Annotated in this window: 19 protein-coding genes, 2 tRNA genes and 3 rRNA genes; 19 read left to right on the forward strand and 5 right to left on the reverse strand. The window is 41.6% G+C overall.

Annotation, left to right across the window (positions count from 1 at the left end; genetic code table 11):
- The first annotated feature begins 59 nt into the window (after nucleotides 1-59).
- The 5 genes from F1737_RS01310 (at nucleotide 60) to F1737_RS01325 (ending at nucleotide 3,115) form a co-directional block, all read left to right on the forward strand.
- Nucleotides 60-986, forward strand: coding sequence for a cupin domain-containing protein (locus F1737_RS01310; RefSeq protein ID WP_317136986.1), 927 nt, complete (start codon nucleotides 60-62; stop codon nucleotides 984-986).
- Between the two features lie 272 nt (nucleotides 987-1,258).
- Nucleotides 1,259-1,519, forward strand: coding sequence for a VOC family protein (locus F1737_RS01315; RefSeq protein ID WP_317136987.1), 261 nt, complete (start codon nucleotides 1,259-1,261; stop codon nucleotides 1,517-1,519).
- A gap of 25 nt (nucleotides 1,520-1,544) precedes the next feature.
- Nucleotides 1,545-1,640, forward strand: coding sequence for a VOC family protein (locus F1737_RS11585; protein ID WP_408669667.1), 96 nt, complete (start codon nucleotides 1,545-1,547; stop codon nucleotides 1,638-1,640).
- 187 nt (nucleotides 1,641-1,827) lie between these two features.
- Nucleotides 1,828-2,478 carry a flavodoxin family protein gene (locus F1737_RS01320; RefSeq protein ID WP_317136988.1) on the forward strand — a complete coding sequence of 217 codons (651 nt, stop codon included), beginning with the start codon at nucleotides 1,828-1,830 and terminating at the stop codon, nucleotides 2,476-2,478.
- A gap of 109 nt (nucleotides 2,479-2,587) precedes the next feature.
- Nucleotides 2,588-3,115 (forward strand): zinc ribbon domain-containing protein, encoded by a 528-nt coding sequence (locus F1737_RS01325; RefSeq protein WP_317136989.1) that lies wholly within the window; start codon nucleotides 2,588-2,590, stop codon nucleotides 3,113-3,115.
- Nucleotides 3,116-3,260: 145 nt separating this feature from the next.
- Here F1737_RS01325 and tmk read toward each other — a convergent pair whose 3' ends face one another.
- Nucleotides 3,261-3,866, reverse strand: a complete 606-nt coding sequence (gene tmk, locus F1737_RS01330) for a dTMP kinase (protein ID WP_317136990.1) — start codon at nucleotides 3,864-3,866, stop codon at nucleotides 3,261-3,263.
- Nucleotides 3,860-4,531: a HisA/HisF-related TIM barrel protein gene (locus tag F1737_RS01335; RefSeq protein ID WP_317136991.1), complete on the reverse strand. Its 672-nt coding sequence runs from the start codon at nucleotides 4,529-4,531 to the stop codon at nucleotides 3,860-3,862. The genes tmk and F1737_RS01335 overlap by 7 nt, the downstream gene beginning before the upstream one ends.
- 252 nt (nucleotides 4,532-4,783) lie before the next feature.
- Between F1737_RS01335 and F1737_RS01340 the strand changes: the two genes are divergently transcribed.
- The 7 genes from F1737_RS01340 to hisE all read left to right on the forward strand — a co-directional run bounded on the left by F1737_RS01340 (nucleotide 4,784) and on the right by hisE (nucleotide 9,580).
- A complete protein-coding gene (locus F1737_RS01340) occupies nucleotides 4,784-5,470 on the forward strand; it encodes a (5-formylfuran-3-yl)methyl phosphate synthase (RefSeq protein WP_317136992.1) in 687 nt (228 codons plus the stop codon).
- 9 nt (nucleotides 5,471-5,479) lie between these two features.
- Nucleotides 5,480-6,952, forward strand: coding sequence for an IMP dehydrogenase (gene guaB, locus F1737_RS01345; RefSeq protein WP_317136993.1), 1,473 nt, complete (start codon nucleotides 5,480-5,482; stop codon nucleotides 6,950-6,952).
- Nucleotides 6,953-6,989: 37 nt separating this feature from the next.
- A complete protein-coding gene (locus F1737_RS01350; RefSeq protein WP_317136994.1) occupies nucleotides 6,990-7,619 on the forward strand; it encodes an ArsR/SmtB family transcription factor in 630 nt (209 codons plus the stop codon).
- Complete coding sequence (locus tag F1737_RS01355) at nucleotides 7,609-8,010, forward strand: Hsp20/alpha crystallin family protein (protein ID WP_317136995.1); 402 nt, start codon at nucleotides 7,609-7,611, stop codon at nucleotides 8,008-8,010. The genes F1737_RS01350 and F1737_RS01355 overlap by 11 nt, the downstream gene beginning before the upstream one ends.
- 71 nt (nucleotides 8,011-8,081) lie before the next feature.
- A complete protein-coding gene (locus F1737_RS01360; RefSeq protein ID WP_317136996.1) occupies nucleotides 8,082-8,744 on the forward strand; it encodes an MBL fold metallo-hydrolase in 663 nt (220 codons plus the stop codon).
- A gap of 99 nt (nucleotides 8,745-8,843) precedes the next feature.
- Complete coding sequence (locus F1737_RS01365) at nucleotides 8,844-9,293, forward strand: NusA-like transcription termination signal-binding factor (protein WP_317136997.1); 450 nt, start codon at nucleotides 8,844-8,846, stop codon at nucleotides 9,291-9,293.
- Complete coding sequence (gene hisE / locus F1737_RS01370; protein WP_408669668.1) at nucleotides 9,290-9,580, forward strand: phosphoribosyl-ATP diphosphatase; 291 nt, start codon at nucleotides 9,290-9,292, stop codon at nucleotides 9,578-9,580. The genes F1737_RS01365 and hisE overlap by 4 nt, the downstream gene beginning before the upstream one ends.
- A 201-nt stretch (nucleotides 9,581-9,781) precedes the next feature.
- On the opposite strand, the gene F1737_RS01375 is transcribed toward hisE, so the two are convergent.
- Complete coding sequence (locus F1737_RS01375; protein WP_317135806.1) at nucleotides 9,782-10,717, reverse strand: IS5 family transposase; 936 nt, start codon at nucleotides 10,715-10,717, stop codon at nucleotides 9,782-9,784.
- A 580-nt stretch (nucleotides 10,718-11,297) separates the two neighbouring features.
- On the opposite strand from F1737_RS01375, the gene F1737_RS01380 reads away from it, so the two are divergent.
- The 5 genes from F1737_RS01380 to rrf all read left to right on the forward strand — a co-directional run bounded on the left by F1737_RS01380 (nucleotide 11,298) and on the right by rrf (nucleotide 16,325).
- A 16S ribosomal RNA gene (locus F1737_RS01380) occupies nucleotides 11,298-12,765 on the forward strand.
- Between the two features lie 82 nt (nucleotides 12,766-12,847).
- Nucleotides 12,848-12,920: transfer RNA gene (locus tag F1737_RS01385), tRNA-Ala, on the forward strand.
- A gap of 165 nt (nucleotides 12,921-13,085) precedes the next feature.
- Nucleotides 13,086-16,008: ribosomal RNA gene (locus F1737_RS01390) — 23S ribosomal RNA — on the forward strand.
- A gap of 49 nt (nucleotides 16,009-16,057) precedes the next feature.
- Nucleotides 16,058-16,129: transfer RNA gene (locus F1737_RS01395), tRNA-Cys, on the forward strand.
- Between the two features lie 74 nt (nucleotides 16,130-16,203).
- Nucleotides 16,204-16,325, forward strand: a 5S ribosomal RNA gene (gene rrf, locus F1737_RS01400).
- Together the 16S, 23S and 5S rRNA genes with 2 tRNA genes alongside form the textbook arrangement of a ribosomal RNA operon.
- Nucleotides 16,326-16,491: 166 nt before the next feature.
- Here rrf and F1737_RS01405 read toward each other — a convergent pair.
- On the reverse strand, nucleotides 16,492-18,447 hold the full coding sequence (locus F1737_RS01405) for a PAS domain S-box protein (RefSeq protein WP_317136998.1): 1,956 nt from the start codon (nucleotides 18,445-18,447) through the stop codon (nucleotides 16,492-16,494).
- Nucleotides 18,448-18,649: 202 nt separating this feature from the next.
- On the opposite strand from F1737_RS01405, the gene F1737_RS01410 reads away from it, so the two are divergent.
- Nucleotides 18,650-18,910, forward strand: a complete 261-nt coding sequence (locus F1737_RS01410) for a hypothetical protein (RefSeq protein WP_317136999.1) — start codon at nucleotides 18,650-18,652, stop codon at nucleotides 18,908-18,910.
- A 70-nt stretch (nucleotides 18,911-18,980) separates the two neighbouring features.
- On the opposite strand, the gene F1737_RS01415 is transcribed toward F1737_RS01410, so the two are convergent.
- Nucleotides 18,981-20,372, reverse strand: coding sequence for an MFS transporter (locus tag F1737_RS01415; protein ID WP_317137000.1), 1,392 nt, complete (start codon nucleotides 20,370-20,372; stop codon nucleotides 18,981-18,983).
- Between the two features lie 451 nt (nucleotides 20,373-20,823).
- Between F1737_RS01415 and F1737_RS01420 the strand changes: the two genes are divergently transcribed.
- Nucleotides 20,824-21,519: an HFX_2341 family transcriptional regulator domain-containing protein gene (locus F1737_RS01420; protein ID WP_317137001.1), complete on the forward strand. Its 696-nt coding sequence runs from the start codon at nucleotides 20,824-20,826 to the stop codon at nucleotides 21,517-21,519.
- Nucleotides 21,520-21,589: the final 70 nt, after the last annotated feature.

Below are 21,589 nucleotides of genomic sequence, written 5' to 3' on the forward strand. Positions count from 1 at the left end.
CATAACAGAAAACACAGGATAATCTTCTTTATTTCCATCTATGCCAAAACTAATTTCAGATGTACAAAACTCTCTCAGTTATTCTAATACTAATATGCATCTCCGCCGGATGTATAACACAGAATCCCGGTCAGACCGGTCCGGTGGATGATCAGGGAATAAATCAGGAAACTTATCCGGAAACAGACAATCAGACAGGTCAGGAAATTTATCTGATAACCAGGGAAGCTGGCTCATCCATCTTTGACGGCAGTGTTGCCTTTGATGAATTAACCGGAATAAGTGATCCCGGTATTGAGACTGGTTACAGTCTTGGGTATGCCACCATATCTGCGGGCAACGCCACTTCACCGCACAGGCTCGCTGACAGGACGGAGTTTATATCTGTCGTTGCAGGTGAGGCTCTGATAAAGTGTGACAATACAGAGGTGAATGCGAAGAAAGGCGACTCTGTCCTCCTGCCAAAAGGGGTGCTCCAGTCTGCAACTGCTCTGGGGGATGAAGAGCTCCGTTACATCAGTGTGGTTGATCCGGTCTTTACTCCGGAAGCTGAAATCAAGGGGGAAAGTCTCTTTGCCCTTAACATGACAACAGACGAAGTTCCGGTAATTATCCCTGATCCCAAAAAAGGCATTGAGTGGGATATCGGTTCTGATATGATGATCTACTCCGTTTTAAATCCCGTGCTGATGCCTGAGATGAATGCCCCTGTTGAATACAGTGTCGCCTACGCCGAGCTTTTACCGGGGGGTTTTGCTCAAGATAACTATCTGAACGGTTCATCAGAGTTGATCTGTGTTATTGAGGGAGAGATTTTGGTTTATACCCCTAATGGAAACTCAATATCGGTCACTGCCGGCAATGCCGCATATATACCTCCAAATCAGATCAAGGGTTACAGGAATGTTGCGGATTCGGTATCAACCATCATGAGTTTTGTTGATCCGGCATGGACTCCTGAGAATACTTTCACACCGGAAAATTAATTTTCCCTCCTTTTTGCAATAAAAGAATATTCAAAAAATCCATTTTTGTTTGAAATGTTTTGAAAAAAACGTGCATGATATTTATCTTTCAGGCAATTGTCTTATGATAATTTACATATTGATTCCATTAAAAATTATTTTTCTAAATTCCTGTCAATTCTGGCTGGATGAATAAATCAGCGGTTCAATGCCGTGCATAAAATTAAGCCGGTTATTGTCTCATTGCATCCCTGGCGGGGCTTAAATCTCCCTTGTCATCAGAGGTGAGAAAAATGTTGTCAGATATGGTGATTGTACCGACACTGCCTGCTGTGGATCTTGCGCGTGCACGTGAATTCTATGAAAAGAAGCTGGGATTAAAAGTTTCTAAGTCCGGTTCAGAAGATATCTTCTTTGAGTGCGGAAAAGATTCGATCCTTTATATTTACAAACATGGGGCGACGAAAGCGGATCATACTGCAGCGGGGTTTGTTGTGACTGATATCGAAGCGGAAATGAAAAGTCTCAGGGAAAAAAGGTATTGTTTTCGATGAGTATGATCTTCCTGACTTTAAAACCGTGAACGGGATTGTTACCGGGGAAGGCGGTGAGAGGACTGCCTGGTTTAAGGATTCCGAGGGGAATATTCTCGCACTGCACCAGATGGGTATGTAAGGGTCTGAAGATCTCTTTTTCTTTTTTTCATTATGAGCGATTAGAATCAGTTTTTTGATAAAATCATCTTGAAATTGGGTTTTGTTTCTCTGTTACCCGGCATTTAATCATTCCCTGCCCGGCAGGGTGGTTATCTGCAGGATGCCTCCTGCATAAATTTATCTTTGTTAATCTCCCTCAATCTTCCATGGGGCTGAAAGCAATTTTTCTAAACTGCACTCTGAAATATTCTCCCGAGGTTTCAAACACAAGGGCGCTTATTGACAAGGCAGTTGAACTATTTGGGGAACTTGGCATTGAAAGTGAGGTTGTCAGGGTAAATGATTACAGAATCAGGTTCGGTACATCATCTGATATGGGTGAAGGTGATGAATGGCCGCAGATTTATGAAAAGATAAAAAATTCGGACATCATCGTAATAGGATCACCAATCTGGTTTGGCGTCAGATCAAGTATTGCACAGCTTGTAATGGAAAGGCTTGACGGTTCGTATGCAGACGGAGACTCAGTCACCGGTCAGTACCACCTCTATGGTAAAACTGCCGGGGTTATCATCACCGGCAATGAGGACGGGGCACATGATGTTGCGGCAAACACACTTTTTAACCTGACTCATCTCGGGTGCGTAATACCACCGAATGCAGACTGTTACTGGGTGGGGGATGCAGGCCCCGGGCCGAGTTACATTGAGGCGGGAGGGGACAAACACCTGTACACAAACCGGACTGTCAGGTATATGGTAAACAATCTTGCATGGATGGCTGGTCTTTTAAAGCAGAACAAAAATCCTGTAAACCTGAAAAAAATTGATGAAGATGCACGTAAGGTGAGCCGATAATATCCTGATTCACTTTCACACCCCGCGGAAATATTTTATCCAATCCGATACATCAACAATTAAAACACAGCAGGAAAATCCTGCAAAAATAATCCGTTGGTGAAATTATATGGGAGAGATGAAATCAAAAACCTGCCAGAGCTGCGGAATGCCGATGGCGAAGGATGAGGACTTCGGGACTGAAAAGGACGGTTCCAAATCCAAAGAATACTGTACATATTGCTACCAAAAAGGCATATTCACGGAACAGGATGTCACAATTGATGAGATGGCAAAAAAAGGCGGTGCGGTTATGTCACATATGTTTGAAATTCCGATGGAAAACGCAGTAAAATTCTCAAAAGAACAGCTATCATGCCTTGAGAGATGGGCAGGAAGGGCAATATTATTCTGTGAGAGCTGCGGGATGCCGATGAAGAAAGACGAGGACTTCGGAAGAGAAAAGGACGGCTCAAAGAGCAGAAAATACTGCATATTCTGTTATCAAAACGGAGCCTTCACAGAACCGGACCTCACAAAAGAGGAAGCCGTTTTAAAGTACGCACCGATGATGGCCAGGCACCTGAACATGCCTCTTGAAAAGGCAAAGCTGATGGTGGGAAGTTATCTCTCCACACTTGGACGGTGGCAGGAATAACAGAATTCGGTGGCAACTAAAAAATTTGTGGGATAAAATCAATAATTATAGGTATAACTCTTTTTTAGGGTTCTATGTGGTGAATAAATACTTGTCTGCATACAGCATTAAAAAATATTAAAGCTTAAAAATTAAAATTTCTGATTTATGCACCGTTATTATGCAGATTCCTGATTTCGCCTGCAACAAAAGATGCTATTTCATCCCTGTCTTTTTCAGCATCAATAATGACAAACCTGTCCGGTTCTTCAGCTGCAAGTTTAAGATATGCACTCTGAACCCCTTTCAATGTTTCAAGACGCTCAAAGTGTTCGTTACCTTCTCTCTCATTTTTAATTCTCTGAATGGATATCTCAGGATCAATCACCAGGAGAAATGTCTTGTCAGGCCTGACTGTCCATTCATTGTGAACAAGTCTGAGCCACCCGACAGGATCAATAAGGTGGTTTTTCAGTGTCACCGACTGGTAGGCATACCTTGAATCAGTGTATCTGTCAGAGATGATGGTGAGGTTTTTGGAAAGTCCCGGACGGATCACTACGTCAAGATGGGCAGCGTGGTCAGCCACAAAAAGCAGGGCTTCTGCAACCGGGTCAATCTCCTCTGCAATTCCGCGCCGGACCTGTTCTCCAATCCATGTGGCCCCCGGTTCTCTTGTGAAAACCGGATTTATATCCTTTAGTTCATTCTTCAGGTTTTCAATAAGGGTGGACTTTCCGCTCCCGTCAATGCCCTCTATTGTAATCAGCATATTTTACCTTCCCTCAAAATGCTGACCGGCACATTTCCCTTGTGAACGGCAGTTGCAATTATTGCCCCGTCGTAACCGGCAGAAGAGAGTATTAAAAGATCTTCTGTGGATGCGACCCCTCCTCCGTACAGCAGTTCTTTTGGATAAGCGCTCCTGAGTGCATCAATGTCAAGACCCCCCATCCTGTCCTCGGTCCCGACACTTGAGAGATTCATCACAATGCCGCCCTTAAAACCCCAGTCTGCTGCTTTTTTAAATGCCAAAACAGGATCGGATCTGTCCGGAAAAACCCTTCCGTCTTTTATTACCACACTGAAATAATCAAAGGGGTAATCCTTCTGGTTGCCTGCGCATGTCTCGGTGCTTATGACATTTTTAATCCACGGGAGTGAAAGTGCATCCGAGGGTTTCTTCGCGCCGCGGTTGAGTATCGAGACTTCGGCCAGACCCTCACATTTTATTATTGCATCATTATTATCTCCAAAACCTTCAATTCTGTCAAGATCTGCAAGATAAACATTTTTTGCACCCATCTCTCTTATGTATTCATCGGGAATTGTTGACGAGGCAATACCCCAGTCCAGAGGCTTATATCCGTTTCTCTGCCCTTTGTATCCATGAACCACATTTCCTTTCAGAATATCAACCGCTAATATAATTTTCATGTCAGGTACCTGATGAATAATTTATTGTTTAATATTATGAGGCAATAACTGATAAAATATGGATTTGTGAGGTACTTTCCTGTGCGTATTTCAAATTTTTTTTAGTTTATGGATATGGCGGCAATACTGAAAATTTAAGCCGCAAAACTCTTTAAATATTCAATATTTTACAGGTGTGATTACTTTTTGGCATGACCCTTTTTCCGTGCATATATAAGAATCACTAATTATGTGAAATGATAAAAATTAACTATGGATTTGTTAGTTAGTCCCGCAAGCGTTGAAGAGGCAGGATCTGCGCTTTCTGCGGACATAATTGATGTAAAAAAGCCCTCGGAAGGTTCTTTAGGTGCAAATTTTCCCTGGGTCATTTCTGAAATAAAAAGCATGACCAATAAGCCTGTAAGCGCCGCAATCGGTGATTACAGCTTCCTCCCGGGAAGTGCATCACAGGGGGCATTCGGTGCAGCATGCGCAGGTGCGGATTACGTGAAAGTCGGCCTTATGTTTGACGGAGACGAGCGTGCCCTTGAATTTATCAAATGTGTCACAAAAGCTGTAAAATGGAGATTCCCTGAAAAGACAGTTGTAATCGCAACATATGCGGATTACTCTCGCGTTGACTCCATCTCTCCTTTTGATATGGCTCCCCTTGCAGCAAAGGCCGGCGCTGACGTTGCAATGATTGATACAGCCGTAAAAGACGGAAAAGGCCTTTACGACTTCCTTCCTGAAGATGAACTCATCAGATTCACAAATAAAAACCGCGAACTTGGTTTAAAGACCGCGCTTGCAGGTTCCCTTAAGTTTGAAGACCTCGAATCACTCAAAAGGATTAATCCTGAGATAATTGGTGTTCGTGGTATGGTTTGCGGCGGGGATCGCAGTGCTGTCATAAAAGAAGAGCTCGTGGAAAAAGCTATGATGATGGTCAGGTGAATTTGTATTATGTATCTTGAAAAGCTGAACATGCAGACCGGATATACATTCGATGATGTTCTGCTTGTACCTGCAGCATCTTATGTTGAACCGAGTGAGGCTGATGTCCGTTCACGTTTTACAAGGAGCATTGATCTTTCAATACCTCTTGTATCATCCGCAATGGACACTGTCACAGAATCCGGTATGGCAATAGCTCTTGCCCGTTCCGGAAGCATTGGTGTCATACACCGTAACCTGACTCCCGAGCGCGAAGTTGAGGAAGTCAGGATTGTAAAGCAGGCTGAAGACTTTGTGGAAAGAGAAGTTCTGACTGTTGACGGCACTGCAACAGTTTCCGAAGTCGATGCAATGATGCGTGAGTATAACATCGGCGGTGTTCCTGTAATGGAGAATGACAGGATTATCGGAATTGTTTCCCGTCGTGATCTCAGGGGAATTGTTGCAACCCGTGCAGGTGAGAATGTCAAGAAAGTAATGACAAAAAGTCCCATCACTGTCGGTGATGACATCGAACTCGAAGATGCCCTTGAAGTAATGTATGCAAACAAGGTTGAGCGTCTTCCGGTTGTAAAGGATGAAAATGAGCTCCTTGGCATTATAACAATGCAGGATCTTCTTGAAAGAAGACAGTACCCAAAGGCAAACCGCGACAAAAACGGAAACCTGAGGGTTGCGGCAGCAGTAGGTCCCTTCGACATTGAACGTGCAATGCTACTTGATGAGGCAGGCGCTGATGCGCTTGTTGCAGACTGTGCGCACGGGCACAACATGAATGTTGTAAAGGCCATAAAAGAGATGAAGGAGAGTGTCGATGCCGATGTCATTGCTGGAAATATTGCGACAAAAGAGGCTGCACAGGAACTTGCAGGGTATGTTGACGGGTTAAAGGTCGGTATAGGGCCCGGTTCAATATGCACGACAAGGGTTGTTGCAGGAGTCGGTGTCCCGCAGGTAACGGCAGTCTGTTCTGTTGCAGAGGTTGCATCCGATTATGATAATGTGCCTGTTGTTGCAGACGGAGGAATTAGATACAGTGGTGATATTGCAAAGGCAATAGCGGCAGGTGCCGACTGTGTTATGCTCGGAAGTCTCTTTGCAGGAACTGATGAGGCTCCAGGACGCATAATAGCAATAAAGGGACGCAGGTACAAGCAGTACCGTGGAATGGGTTCACTTGGTGTCATGACCAGCGGCCAGTCCAGTGATCGTTATTTCCAGAAGAAAGGAATCGGGCAGACAAAGTTTGTTCCTGAGGGAATTGAGGGTGCAACACCATATGTCGGTGCTGTTTCCGATATTATCTATCAGCTTGTGGGAGGTCTTAAATCTGCCATGGGTTACACAGGCTCTGCAACAATAAATGATTTGAAAACGAATGGCAAATTTATCCGGATCACTTCCGCCGGTCAGGTAGAGAGCCATCCGCATGATATATTAATAACAGATGAGGCCCCGAATTACCGGGTGTCCAATTCCTAATTTTTATATATTGAATATACTAACTTTAAGTGTATATATGATTGAGGGTGATGATGTATCCCGCATCCTCGATATTCTTGGAAATAAAAACAGAAGGAGAATTTTGCAATTATTAAGGCAAAAACCCTGTTTTGTTACAGAAATATCTGAGAGACTTACTATAAGTCCTAAAGCTGTTATAGAGCATCTTCAGTTTATGGAACGCGAAGAGATACTAAAATCCCGTGGTGATATCAACCGCCGGAAGTACTACTATATTTTCAGGGATTTCAGTGTCATGATTGATGCAGGTGATTCCCGTTTTGGATTATTAAGCAACGATTTGCGTGAATCCGGGAGGCGGGAGTGTACTATCCATAGATTAAAGATGATACGAAACATGGTATTGTCAAGGGAGAATCTTATTTCAGATCTTGAGTATCTTGAGAGAGATATAAATAAAAAAATCAGTGATTTGAGTGCTTCCTGCAAAGACATATTACCCAGTGAAACAGAGGTAAATTTAGTACTTGCATTGTCAAACTATGAGATGAGTATAAAGGATATTGAAGAATTCATCCTTATTCCTGAAGATGAAGTCAGAATTATTCTGAATAATCTTATAAAGAAGGGAATTGTTGAGCGCAAAGATGACCTGTACAGGGTGTGTGATATATTTGACGAATGAACCAAACGATGATGTTTTCAGAAATCTTGCAAAAGTGATGGAGGATATAATAACCGGTCTTCATATTGATGAAAATGCACGTTTTATAGGATGTACAATAATTTCAGGTCCGGGCGGGGACCCCCGGATTTTTCAGACTGATGAACAGGATGAAGGTCATGAGGAGCCTGAATATGAGATAATTGACGGGTCTGATAAATTATATGTAACTCTGGAGCTTCCTCCGGATTTGGATGATATTCCCGGTGCTGATATTCAGCCGGATATGATAAGGGTGAGTATTGATGATATGGATATTGATATTCCTCTCCCAAGCACTGTTGACACCGGTAAAAGTTTTTACAATGTAAATAACGGTGTTCTGGATATAATTTGTGAAAAAATTTTATAATTCATAATAATTTTAATAATTTTTTGCCCTGACGGGCCGATTTTAGTATTAGGCGGTAGAATACTGAAATTATGTTTACTGTTATTGAAATTTACAATAATTGCTCGTTTGATTCATCTTTCAGATCTGAATTTGGATATTCATGCTACATTAAAGAAGCCGGGCTTTTGTTTGATACGGGTGGAAACGGGGACATACTGCTCAAAAATCTCGAAGCTGCCGGTATCGGACCTGAGGATATTGAAAGGCTCGTAATATCTCATGATCACTGGGATCATACCGGGGGTCTGAAAGTCTTTTTTGAAAAGAATAAATATGTAGATGCGTATTTTTTAAATGATTTTTCAGAAGGTCTGCTTGAAGCGGGGAGAAAAAATTCCAGTTTGAACATTATCCGTGGGTGGACTGAAATCTATCCTGACATTTTTCTGACCGGTTCTCTTGGGGATGATATTAAGGAGCAGTCTCTGGCAATAAGATCAGATAGTGGTTATTTTGTTATTGCAGGGTGCTCGCATCCGCATATCTGTAATATTTTATCATTCATAAGAAAATTCGGAGAGGTAAAAGGAGTGATTGGCGGTCTTCATGACGTTTCGGATGATGACTTAAGGTCTCTTTCCGGTATTGATTACATTGCCGTGTCGCACTGTACAAAAAGAATTTCTGAGATTGAAGAAATGTACGGGCCCTGTTTTAAAAAATCAGGTGTCGGTTTTGTACACCGGATTTAATTTCGTATAAATTTATTTTAATCAGGTCACGTTTTGATATCCGGATAACAATACCAAGTGATTTAATTCAATAAATATTAACAGAGTAATGGATTTTTAATGCAATCGACTATTGGGTTTAAAGAGAGAAGATATATTGAAGAACTTCGGATTATTACCAAATCAACAGCTCTTGATTGTGTTATTGATGATGCGTATGACAGAGTAATTTATGTTATAAAAAAAGGTGATATGGGTTTTGCAATAGGCAAAAACGGAGATAATATAAGAAAACTTCAGAGAATCCTGGGAAAAAGAACCGAGATGGTTGAGGAAAGTTCTGAAATTTATGAATTTATTGGAAATATTCTCAAACCCGCGAAAATATGTGAGATCTGTTGTGATGAGGAGTCCGGACGTCTCAATATTTATGTAGGTGACAGATCAGATCTTGGTATCGCTATCGGCAAGGGTGGCTGCAATGTCGAGAAGGCAAGGATTCTTGTTCAGAGATATTTTGGAAAGGAAATTGGAGAAATTTTTTTACATGAAGGTGGTGAAAAATTATGAATACGTGTGTTTTTGAAGAACTTTGGAATGTAATATGTGACCGGATGGAAAATCCTCCTGAAAAGAGTTATGTTGTTGATATTTTAACCCACAGGAAAGGTATTGATAAGGCTCTTGAAAAGGTTGGTGAAGAGTCTACGGAATTTATCATTGCTGCAAAGAATGATGATTATGATCAGAAAGTGTACGAAGCAGCAGATCTGATTTTTCATCTTATGCTTGCGCTTAAGGGATGCAATGTCAACTTTTCCGATGTAATTGCAGAGCTTGAGAGAAGAAGAAATTAAAATAAATCTGAAAAATTCTTTTTTTAGAACATCTGTCAGTGATGTTGGCGGATATTTTTTACAGATATTCATGAAATATTACTGAGAATTACTATAATCCCAATTTTTACTGAATCAATAAGATCAAAGGTTTGTTCTTCCGATTTATTTTTTCATTTCTTTGAATATTTCTTTCAATTTCAGATAGCTATCGCTCTTTGATCAATGTCCATAAATTGTTCTCATTTGATAGAGATTAAAACAAAATGCTGAAAACATATTTTTCACCCGCACTCTTTTCAAATCGGTTACTTTTACACTGCCTGATCCAAAAACTGATTTAATCACAGCAAATGGTCTTTCCCCTTTGGATCTTTTCCTGCTGATTCTATTATTACGAAGTTTGTCTCTGATACCTATTGGATGGTCTCTTGCTCCTCTCAACATTGTGGCATTGTATCCTTTGCATTCAGCTCCCTGATAGCCTCTGTCCCGGTAAACAACTTCATCAATATCAGATAAATCAATCTGACTGTCGTGTAGAGATGCAGTAGTAGTACAAATCCTTCGAATCAGATCATAATCACTGTCAATAATTACGTGCAGCTTATATCCAAAGTAAGATTTCCCTCCTTTCTTTGTCCATGTACCGTCCTTACTTCTTCTGGTCTTTGCTTCTTTTCCTCTTGGAGTATCAACTCTTGTATGTCCGGGATCTGAGTGAATAAATGTTGCATCCTGAATCATACCTTTTCTAATTGAAAGACCTTTAAGATCCAGTTGTCGCTGTAATTCATTCCAAATTAGAGAATCTTTTCCGGATTTGGATAGTCTTTCACGAAAAAGCCAGATAGTAGAACGATCAGGTATCTTTAAGGGATAACCCAAAAATTGTCTGAAAGAAATCCTGTCATTAGCCTGTCTTTCAAGTTCAGGATCAGAGAGACCGTGCCATTGCTGAAGGACGAGCATCTTAATCATCAGAACCTCATCCAGATTTGGACGGCCTCCAATTTCAGTTTGGTTTGTATATAGTTCTTTGATGATAGGGCGGAATTGTTCCCAGTCAATCATCTTTTCAACTTCACCCAATCGATCTCCCAATTCAGCAATATGCTCATATTCACTTTTTATTGCAAAATTAGTGAAATTACTCATGAATTAAAGATCGATCTGGGAAAATAAAGTACTTGTGGTTGAGGGGGGTTTATAGAAATCCTCTACTTTTTTTAAAATCCTGAAACTTTGTTCAGGAACCCCTCTCCCCGCATCAGGTTTTGCGCGTATGATCAATCTCCATCAAAATACCGGCAATATGACGTTATTTTTTCAGCGACCCCCCTTTTGTTGAACCCATGAGCCCTGTTTTTTGCCAACCTTTATATGTCACGGAAGACCACTTTGTAAGGCCGAAGTATTCCGGATACAAAGCACGCAACGAAGCGTGATTTGAAATCGCGGGGAATATCTACGGAGAAAAAAGATGTGTGGATTAATATGCTAAGCATGTTTGTTCCCGTCTTTCTCTGAGAACGAAACAACAGGGTTTATATGTGAATAAATCCCATATTGTTATCTCGATTCTTTAATGGAGAGCCAAAACCACTCGGATGGGAGTGTTGGTTCTGACGTTGGCATTGGCAATGCGGAAATTTGTTTAATAACCGCTAATTCCTTTTGTGAATGAAATTACAAAAATAACGATAGTGTGCCGAAGTGAAACGTATCTTCAAAATTAATTCTGGTTGATCCTGCCAGAGGTCACTGCTATCGGGGTTCGATTAAGCCATGCGAGTTGAGAGGGTTAAGACCCTCGGCGGACTGCTCAGTAACACGTGGATAACCTGCCCTAAGGTGGAGGATAACCCCGGGAAACTGGGGATAATACTCCATAGGTCAGAGATACTGGAATGTTCTTTGACCGAAAGTTCCGGCGCCTTAGGATGGATCTGCGGCCGATTAGGTAGTTGTTGGGGTAGTGGCCCAACAAGCCTGTAATCGGTACGGGTTGTGGGAGCAAGAGCCCGGAGATGGAATCTGAGACACGATTCCAGGCCCTACGGGGCGCAGCAGGCGCGAAAACTTTACAATGCAGGAAACTGTGATAAGGGAACCCCGAGTGCCCGTATACGCGGGCTGTCCAGGTGTTTAAAATGCATCTGAAGAAAGGGCCGGGCAAGACCGGTGCCAGCCGCCGCGGTAATACCGGCGGCTCGAGTGGTGACCGCTTTTATTGGGCTTAAAGCGTTCGTAGCTTGACCTTTAAGTCTCTTGGGAAATCCGCCGGCTCAACCGGCGGGCGTCTAAGAGATACTGTTGGTCTAGGGATCGGGAGAGGTGAGAGGTACTCCGGGGGTAGAAGTGAAATTCTGTAATCCCCGGGGGACCACCGATGGCGAAGGCATCTCACCAGAACGACTCCGACAGTGAGGAACGAAAGCTGGGGGAGCGAACCGGATTAGATACCCGGGTAGTCCCAGCCGTAAACGATGTGCGTTAGGTGTACTGGTGACCACGAGTCACTGGGGTGCCGAAGGGAAACCGTGAAACGTACCGCCTGGGAAGTACGGTCGCAAGGCTGAAACTTAAAGGAATTGGCGGGGGAGCACCACAACGGGTGGAGCCTGCGGTTTAATTGGACTCAACGCCGGGAAGCTCACCAGATAGGACAGCGGAATGATAGCCGGGCTGAAGACCTTGCTTGACCAGCTGAGAGGAGGTGCATGGCCGTCGTCAGTTCGTACTGTGAAGCATCCTGTTTAGTCAGGCAACGAGCGAGACCCACGCCAACAGTTGCCAGCATATTCTCCGGAATGATGGGGACACTGTTGGGACCGCCTCTGCTAAAGAGGAGGAAGGAATGGGCAACGGTAGGTCAGCATGCCCCGAATTATCTGGGCTACACGCGGGCTACAATGGTCAGGACAATGGGTAACGGCGCTGAAAAGCGTAGTTAATCTCCTAAACCTGCCCTAAGTTCGGATTGTGGGCTGCAACTCGCCCACATGAAGCTGGAATCCGTAGTAATCGCGTTTCAAAATAGCGCGGTGAATACGTCCCTGCTCCTTGCACACACCGCCCGTCAAACCACCCGAGTGAGGTTTGGATGAGGCTGTGGTTTTTGCCGCAGTCGAATCTAGGTTTCGCAAGGGGGGTTAAGTCGTAACAAGGTAGCCGTAGGGGAATCTGCGGCTGGATCACCTCCTAATGAAATCCAAGAGGATGTGAATAGCGGTTATTAAACAAACTGTAAAATTGCCAATGTCAATATGAATATAAGAGAAAGTCGGGCTCATAGCTCAGCTGGAAGAGCGCGGCGTTTGCAACGCCGAGGCCAGGGGTTCAAATCCCCTTGGGTCCACTTAAAAACGAGTTACTTTCGGTAACTGGTTTTTACCGATGCACCCGGAAATGTGAATTACCGGGGAAGGACTGAGAGTCATTTACGGCGACGCAAGTGACTCTGTGATGTCATGTATAGGACGTATACACAAGACGTTAAATGGATTTTAGCGGTTAAACCGATAATGCTGAATTACATTTAGCCTGCCAGTGAATGGCTCGGTTCGAGTGCCGATGAAGGGCGTGCCAAGCTGCGATAAGCTCCGGGAAGACGCAAGGAGTCTATGATCCGGAGATCCCCGAATGGGACATCCTGCTTCCTTTTAGGAAGCGATCCTTTTGGATCGGCAACCTCCCGAATTGAAACATCTTAGTAGGGAGAGGAAGAGAAATCAATCGAGATGTCGTTATTAAAGGCGATCGAAAGCGACAGAGTTCAAACTGAATCCCGTTCGCGGGAGATGTGGTGTTGAAGGCTCACCGTTCGGGCATTAGATTCGAAGTGGAATTTGTTCTGGAACGTCAAACCAAAGAGGGTGACAGTCCCGTACACGTATGTTTCTTTTGTCCTGGTGATGTCCTGAGTATCGTGGGTTGGAAATCTCGCGAGAATCTGGGGGTCATCAACCTCCAAAACTAAATACTCCTCGAAACCGATAGCGCAATAGTAGCGTGAGCGAAAGCTGAAAAGTAACCCTGGAAAGGTGGTGAATAAGTGCCTGAAACTGGTAGGTGATAGTGTGTTATGGCGTGAAAGGATCTTTGTATCGAAAGAATCAGTCGTGAGGCTGTAGTATGGGATACATTGCCGGCGTCATAACTTACGTTTTGAAGAACGGGCCAGAGAGTTTATTCTATTGGCGAGGTTAACCTTACGGGAAGCCGAAGCGAAAGCGACATGTCCGTAGTTTTTACATGGGACGGCGTATTAAAAGTGCGTGGAGTCGATAGGATAAGACCCGAAGCCCAGTGATCTATGCGTGGGCAGGCTGAAGGGTGACGAAAGTTGCGTGGAGGGCCGAAGCGGTATTGATATGCAAATCATTCGTGTGACCTGCGTATAGGGGTGAAAGGCCAATCGAACTGGGCATCCGCTGGTTCCTCTCGAAACATGCCGTAGCATGACCTGAGCAGAGGTAGATGGTGAGGTAGAGCACTGATTGTGGGAGTTGGGGGAGAAATCCCTTACCCTGCTGTCAAACTCCGAATTCCCCATCGCCGTAGAAGCTTGGAAGTCCGCACTACGGGGTAAGCTTGTAGTGCGTAAGGGAGACAACCCAGACCGTGGTTAATGTCCCTCAGTGTAGGTTAAGTGTAAACACTAAATGATGTCCTAGGTCAAAGACAACTGGAAGGTCAGCTTAGAAGCAGCTATCCTTCAAAAAGTGCGTAACAGCTTACCAGTCGAGATTTAGGGCGCAGAAAATGGACGGGGCTCAAACCTACCACAGATACCACGGACCACAGCAATGTGATGGCGTAGAGAGGCGTTGTGCATGGGTAGAAGCAGGGATGTAAGTTCCTGTGGACCGTGTAGAAATGAGAATTCTGGCATTAGTAGAAGCATAGTTGGGTGAGAATCCCAACCGCCGAAGGGGCTAGGTTTCCTCGACAATGTTCGTCAGTCGAGGGTTAGTCGGTCCTAAGTTGTACCGTAACTCGAGTACAGCGAAAGGGAAACAGGTTAATATTCCTGTACCATCTGTCAATAATCCTGACGCTTCCGGATATGCTTTGCAGGGCTGTCGCCCTGTCTAATCGTATAAGCTCTTGGAGAACCGTAATGGTGAGAATTGAGTGAAAGCGTGATGGAGTAATAAAGCAAATTCCCGGAGCCCGTGAAAAGGGGACAAGATGTCCGTACCGAGATCTGACACAGGTGCCCCTAGCTGAGAAGGCTAAGGCGTGTCGGTTTAATTGTGTTTAGGGAACTCGGCAAAATAGCCCCGTAACTTTGGAATAAGGGGTGCCTGCCCAGTGATTGGGCAGGTCGCAGTGACCAGGGGACTCCGACTGTCTAATAACAACATAGCAGACTGCAACTCCGAAAGGACTAGTATAGTCTGTGATTCCTGCCCAGTGCAGGTATCTGAAAACCGGGTACAACCGGACGAAGGACCTGTAAACGGCGGGGGTAACTATGACCCTCTTAAGGTAGCGTAGTACCTTGTCGCTTAATTGGCGACTTGCATGAATGGATTAACGAGAGTCCTACTGTCCCAAACACAAGTCCGTTGAAGATTTTATCCTAGTGCAGAGGCTAGGGCCTCCATATGGGAAGTGAAGACCCCGTGGAGCTTTACTGCAGCCTGTCGTTGTGTTACGGTATTCCTTGCGCAGTGTAGATGGGAGACATCGAAGCTGCCCTCGTGGGGGCAGTGGAGTCGCAATCTGAGACACCATCCTTGGTTTACTGTAACACTAACTCTCTTTGAGAGGACATCGGTAGGTAGGCAGTTTGGGTGGGGCGCCACACCCTCGAAAAGATATCAAGGGTGCCCCAAGGTCAACTCATGTGAGTCAGAAACTCACAGGAGAGTGTCAAGAGCAAAAGTTGGCCTGACGCTGATACGAATAGCAAGTATCTGCGAGAGGAAACTCGGGTCTAACGAACCAATACGCGCTTTTGATGAGTGCTATTGACGACAGAAAAGCTACCCCGGGGATAACAGAGTCGTCGCCGGCAAGAGCACATATCGACCCGGCGGCTTGCTACCTCGATGTCGGTTCTTTCCATCCTGGCTGTGCAGCAGCAGCCAAGGGTGAGGTTGTTCGCCTATTAAAGGGGATCGTGAGCTGGGTTTAGACCGTCGTGAGACAGGTCGGTTACTATCTATATGGAGTGTTGGAAGTCTGAGGGTAAGACGGAAATAGTACGAGAGGAACTTTCCGTCGTCGCCACTGGTAGACCGGTTGTCCGACAGGGCAGTGCCGGGTGGCTACGCGATAAGGGATAAAAGCTGAAAGCATCTAAGCTTGAAACCTGACCCTAAAAGAGACTTCGTTATAGGACACGAGTAAAAGACTCGTTTGATAGACTTGGGATGTACGCACGAAGGCAACGACGTGTTCAGTCCACAAGCACTAACGTCCGATAATTCAGCAAAGGAATAACCGTTAAAGTCCAGACGAAATCTTGTGTATACAGTCCTTATGGCCAAGGTGGCGGAGCGGCCACGCGGTCGCCTGCAGAGCGACTACACCCCGGTTCAAGTCCGGGCCTTGGCTTCCTGAATAACTTTCGCAAGAAAGTTTGAAGGTACAGGAAATCTGTGATTTCCGAATCGCGAAATTTCCTGTTCAATTGCGGCCATAGCAGTGGGGCAACACCCGGACTCATTTCGAACCCGGCAGTTAAGCCCACTTACGTAGGACGTTGTACTGAGATACGAGAGTTCTCGGGAACCGTCCAACGCTGCAATTGTTCTGCTAGAAGATTTGAGTTTTTTTGTTATGTTTTTTTAATTGTAGTGCAAACTTTTGTAAAATTTCCGGTGTTTTTAATTTTGTAGTGTGAACTATGTTAAAATTTCCAACTTCTGAAAAGAATTTTGCATTATCCAAAAATGTGCAATAAAAATAAAGCGATTTCAGGGTTTTTTATTTTCTTCATCTGACCGGTTTCGTGCATACATGCACAAAAATTCACTGGTTCCCATTTTAACAAATGAATATGCAATTTCAACCGGGTATGATTCACCTGTACTTTTTTTATGTTTTGAATTCAGAATGATGTTTTTTTCTTTTTTCAGCCTGTTCCAGTGTTTTTTCCATGTATCCGTGGTGAATGAACCATCCAAATCGTAAATATCTTTTTCCAAAATTTCATCTTTTGAATATCCCCCAAAAAGGCATGCGGCTTTATTTGAATATACAATATTTCCCGGTTCGTCTGCATAATACACAAAATCCGGAAAGGTTTCAACAGATAACTGGGTTAAAAGAAGTCTGTTCTCAAAAATTTTCTTTTCAGTTATATCCCTTCCATAAAGAATTATATTCTGTTTGATCTTTGAATGCTGATTTTTTTGAATTATTATATTCATCCATAAATCAGAGTTATTTTTTAGGATATGGAATTCATTTGATATTGTTTTGCCTGATTTGAGTGTCTCTTTTATGTTGGCGGTTAATTTTTTTGAAATTGTTTCTGGAAAAATATCTTTGATATTCTCTTTTTCGGGGTAATTATTGTATATACTAAAAATTTCCCTGGCCTTCTCATTTGCGTACTTTATGTTTCCGTCATCTTCAATTATAGCAACAGCATCAACAAAACCGTCAAGTATCCTTCTGCTTTTTAATTCAAAATGTTTTAATCCCAGTATGAGTCCGATAATATCTGAGGATACAGTCAGAGCATCAATTTCTTCCTGATTCCATTCTTTTCTCTCATTGCATATATCGACCTTTAGAAATCCTCTGAATTCATTGTTAATATTTAGAGGTATTGAAATGAATGATGAAATTTCGTTTCTTTTCAGAATTTCATTATTCGGGTTATCTGTTTTGTCATCAATATAAATGGAAAAAGGTTCTGATGTAAGTTTATCTGATATTGGCTCTTCATCACAGTTTTCAGCAATTTCTTTGATTAAAATTTCACTGTCAGGAAGAAAGTCATAGTTTTTGCTGGTCCATTCATATTTTTTGATAAATCCTCCCGAATCTGTTTTGAACAGTGATACTCTGCATGAGTCAAGTGATACACCAATAATTCTTAGAATATTGTTTAGATCCTGATGAATAGAATTTGTCTTGGTCAGATAATTTATTGAGGAGCCTAAGGCATCAAAGATCCGCATTTTATTAATGAGTCCCTGATGTGAGGCATTTTTAAGCGTTATATCAATTATTGAGAATAATATTTGTCCGGATTTTTCTTTTTGATAAGGGAGAGGGGCAGCATAAATGATTGAGCTTATTTCCTGTTTGTTTTTTCTTTTTATTTTTAATTCAATTTTGTTTTCTTTTTTTTCTTTTGTGACATTATTCAGGAATTTGTTAAAGGTTTCTCTGTCATTATCAGAAAGCAGACCTGAGAACAAATTTCCATTTATGTCCTGATCGGTATAGCCGGATATTTTTTTCCAGTTTTTATTGGATGCAATTATTGCGCCCGAATTATCAAGAATCACATTTGAAACAGGAGCATTCTCAAAAAATAGTTTATTTTTTTTGGAATTTAAAAGCAGAGCCCTTTCAATTTTGTATAAGGAGACGGAGTGTTCAATAAAGTCTGAAAAATCAATATCGTTGAGTTTACCGGCCGTAAGTTCCACGATTTTACATTTCTTTGTTTCAGGGACCTGGTAGCTGAATTCATTTTCTGTGACTAAAATAAAAAGTGAATTTTCGGAAGATATCTCATCCAGAATCATTTCCGGATCGGAATTTTCAGATGTAAAATAAACGATGACATCAAAGAATTCACTATTTATCTCATCTATTGCATATTCGTCGTGAATTGCAGTAGTGATATTAAAAATATCGGATTGTCTGATGTACTTTTCAGTATTTAAGATTCGTTTTTTATCAGAATCCACCAAAAGTATTTTGATCAGCCTTTAATCCCCCAAATTTTTTTAGTAATAAGAAATAGGCAATTATTATTTATTAAATAAATGGGTAAAAAATAAATCCATTTTTTGTTAAAGAGATGTATTAAGATAAATTCAGAAATATGGTGGCAGTAAACTCTATCCGTCAAAATTTCAGAAAAATGTATATATTGTTAAGTATTTTTATATGACTATGGTAATCAGGGTTCATGAGCAAAAGGATCTGATTGAAAAGGTAAAACTGGTATTTTCAAATTATACAGATCTGGATATTGTTATGGGGGAACTGGCTTCTCTTGGATTTTTGAGAACCGGAGGCAATCCGGATATTCTGGCACTGGAAAATACAGAACTTGAGCTGTATATACATATTAACATAGACAACAACGAAAAAATTCTCAATTATGAGGTTCTTACATTTGATGATATAAAAAAGAGTCTTGAATAATTTATTAAAATCTAAAATTATTAATTTTTAAAATCGGCTGTCAGGCAAATATGTGCTTTTATGATGCCGGCTATTTTGTATTTACATTGCCTCTAAGGAGGCAGACAATTATATTCAGAATACAGATCAATATTGAAAATTCAAATATTATCTTCATGCTTTTGGTAAATTCCAAAAATAATTCACTGGTGATTTCAGATGTTCCAAGCATCAGGGTAAAGGCGGATGTGGCAATGCTGATACTGATGATGTTCCCTGTCTGTTCAAAAGTATTTGCAATTCCGGAAGCCTCACCATAATTATCCTCGTTAACGGAGCTCATTATTGCATTTTTGTTGGGGGAAGAAAAGAGAGCAAATCCGATACCTGATAGTGCCAGAAATGATGATATGGTTATAATATCTGTTCCTTCTCTTATTCCTGAGTAATATATCAGTGTTATAATTATCAGTGCCAGTCCTGCTGCTGTTACAAATTTAGGTTCAATTCTGTCTGATATGTGCCCTGCAAAAGGTGAAAATACTGCCTGTGTCAAAAATGCAGGGAGAAGAATAAATCCTGCTGAAAATGATGAGATTAACATTTCATTCTGGAGATAAATACTCAGGATGAAGGTTATGCTGCCAATGGATATGTAATAGAGTATATCAGCTGCAATTGAATATTTGAATAAACGGTTATTGGTAAATAATGATAAATTTATTAGCGGATTTTCAAAATGATTTTCCCATAAACCAAACAGAACCAGCCCTGTAAGTCCGGGGATAAGGATAAAAGCTGAATATGGGGATGTCAGGTCTGACAGGCCTAAGACAAGTAGCATTATTGATGGTGAAAACACCAAAAGTCCGATTATATCAAATTTGTCGGTATTTGTTTCATCAGGACTTTTAAAATTTTTGAATAATCTGAATGCGGCAAGTCCTGCAAGAATTGTGAATGGAAATGCGATAAAAAATATGCTTTTCCAGCCTGTGTTTTCTATTAGGATTGTTCCGATGGTCATTCCTGTAATATATCCCGAGTAGCCGGAAAACAGGAAAAAGCCAAGCGACCGGCCTCTGCTTCCTCTGCCGTATGTTTTTGTTAAAAGGACAATGGATGATGCAACCATCATGCCGTCTCCAATCCCCTGTATGAATCTGAAGAATACCACCATTTCCCCGTTTAATGCAATTCCGCACAAAAGGGATGAGATTCCAAAAATAAGACAGCCTGCGGCAAAAATTTTTATGTGTCCGTATCTGTTTCCGATTTTTCCGGAAGGAATTAAGGAGAGAATCATTCCGAGAAGATGTGCCTGAATGATAAAACCCATTATTTGTGCATTTAGATGAAAAGTCTGACCAATTACAGGATTTGCAATTACTATTGATGAGATCATAAAATAGATAAAAAAAGCAGCAATGCCTGTGATCAGTGAAATTTGCAGTTTATCAGCAGGTATAATCTGGTTTCTCACGGGAATTTAGTATTTGATAAAACATTTTGATAAATATTCCTAAAAAATCTTTTAAAATATACTTTTTTAGAATTTTCTTATAAAATTAGTTAAAATAAAATAATTCTTTATGATTTTTGTTGTCTTTCAGACAAACATCTGAAGAATTGAAAGAACAAAGTCAAAAATCATTTTCCACCAGTCAAGATTTTCCCAGAACATTTTTAATAACTCCTTTTTTCCTGGTCGTTGTGTTTGTATTACACAACTCCAATTAAAAAATAACCTCAATAGTTAAAAAAGATATTTAATTAAAACGAATTATTGAATGTTATTTCTTATCATGCATTTTTTGGAAAGATTATTTACGCAAAAATCGTGCCAGAAATTAATATTTACATGCCGAATATTTCAAAATATCCTGTGTTTAAATGACTTTATATTATAGTAGGAAAAAATTTGTACGTTCAGCATGAGCGTTAGTCACATAATTTTTGTCGGTCACCACAAGGAAAGACTGATTGATTCCATCAGAATGCTTGGGGATTATCCTATGGGGAGAGTTATTCTGGTAGTCGGGGAGCAGACCTCAAGCGGTGAAGAGAAGTCCAGAAAGATTGCAGAAGATATCAGCCACGATCTGGCCAATATTGTTGACAGCAGTATTGTTTTTGTAGACAAAAGGGATGTTACACGCGGTGCAATACAAATTATCGGCATTATCAAAGAAGAAGAGGAGTCAGGCAACGAAGTAATAATTAATATAAGCGGTTCTTTGAGAACATTTGCAGTTGCTGCATACATTGCCGGTTCCATTACCAAATCCAGAATAATCACTTCTATTCCGCTTTATAATGATAATGATGAGGAGGTAGGTGTTGAAGAGGTCATTGATGTCCCGTCCCTTCCTGTCTGTTTCCTGCGTGATGAGCAGATGCACATAATTTTATCAATAGACGAAGGGGTGGATTCTCTTGATGAATTGATAGTAAGGATGAAGCCTTCCATTGAGAAATATTCCGATGAGTTTTACAAAGAGAGAAGCCGCGTTAGTCATCATCTCAAAGTTCTGGAAGAAAACGGGTTTATTATAAAAAACAGATATGGAAGAAATATTTCTGTTCGTTTGTCAGATCTCGGAAGCATGATGTGTAAAATTAACAGCTGACCTGCAAAAATTTATCAGGTCAAAACCGATATCTTTTATTTTAAGTAATGCAAATATAAGAAGGAAGTTT

Origin of the sequence: Methanoplanus sp. FWC-SCC4 (assembly GCF_032878975.1) — an archaeon.
Classification (GTDB): Archaea; Halobacteriota; Methanomicrobia; order Methanomicrobiales; family Methanomicrobiaceae; genus Methanochimaera; species Methanochimaera problematica.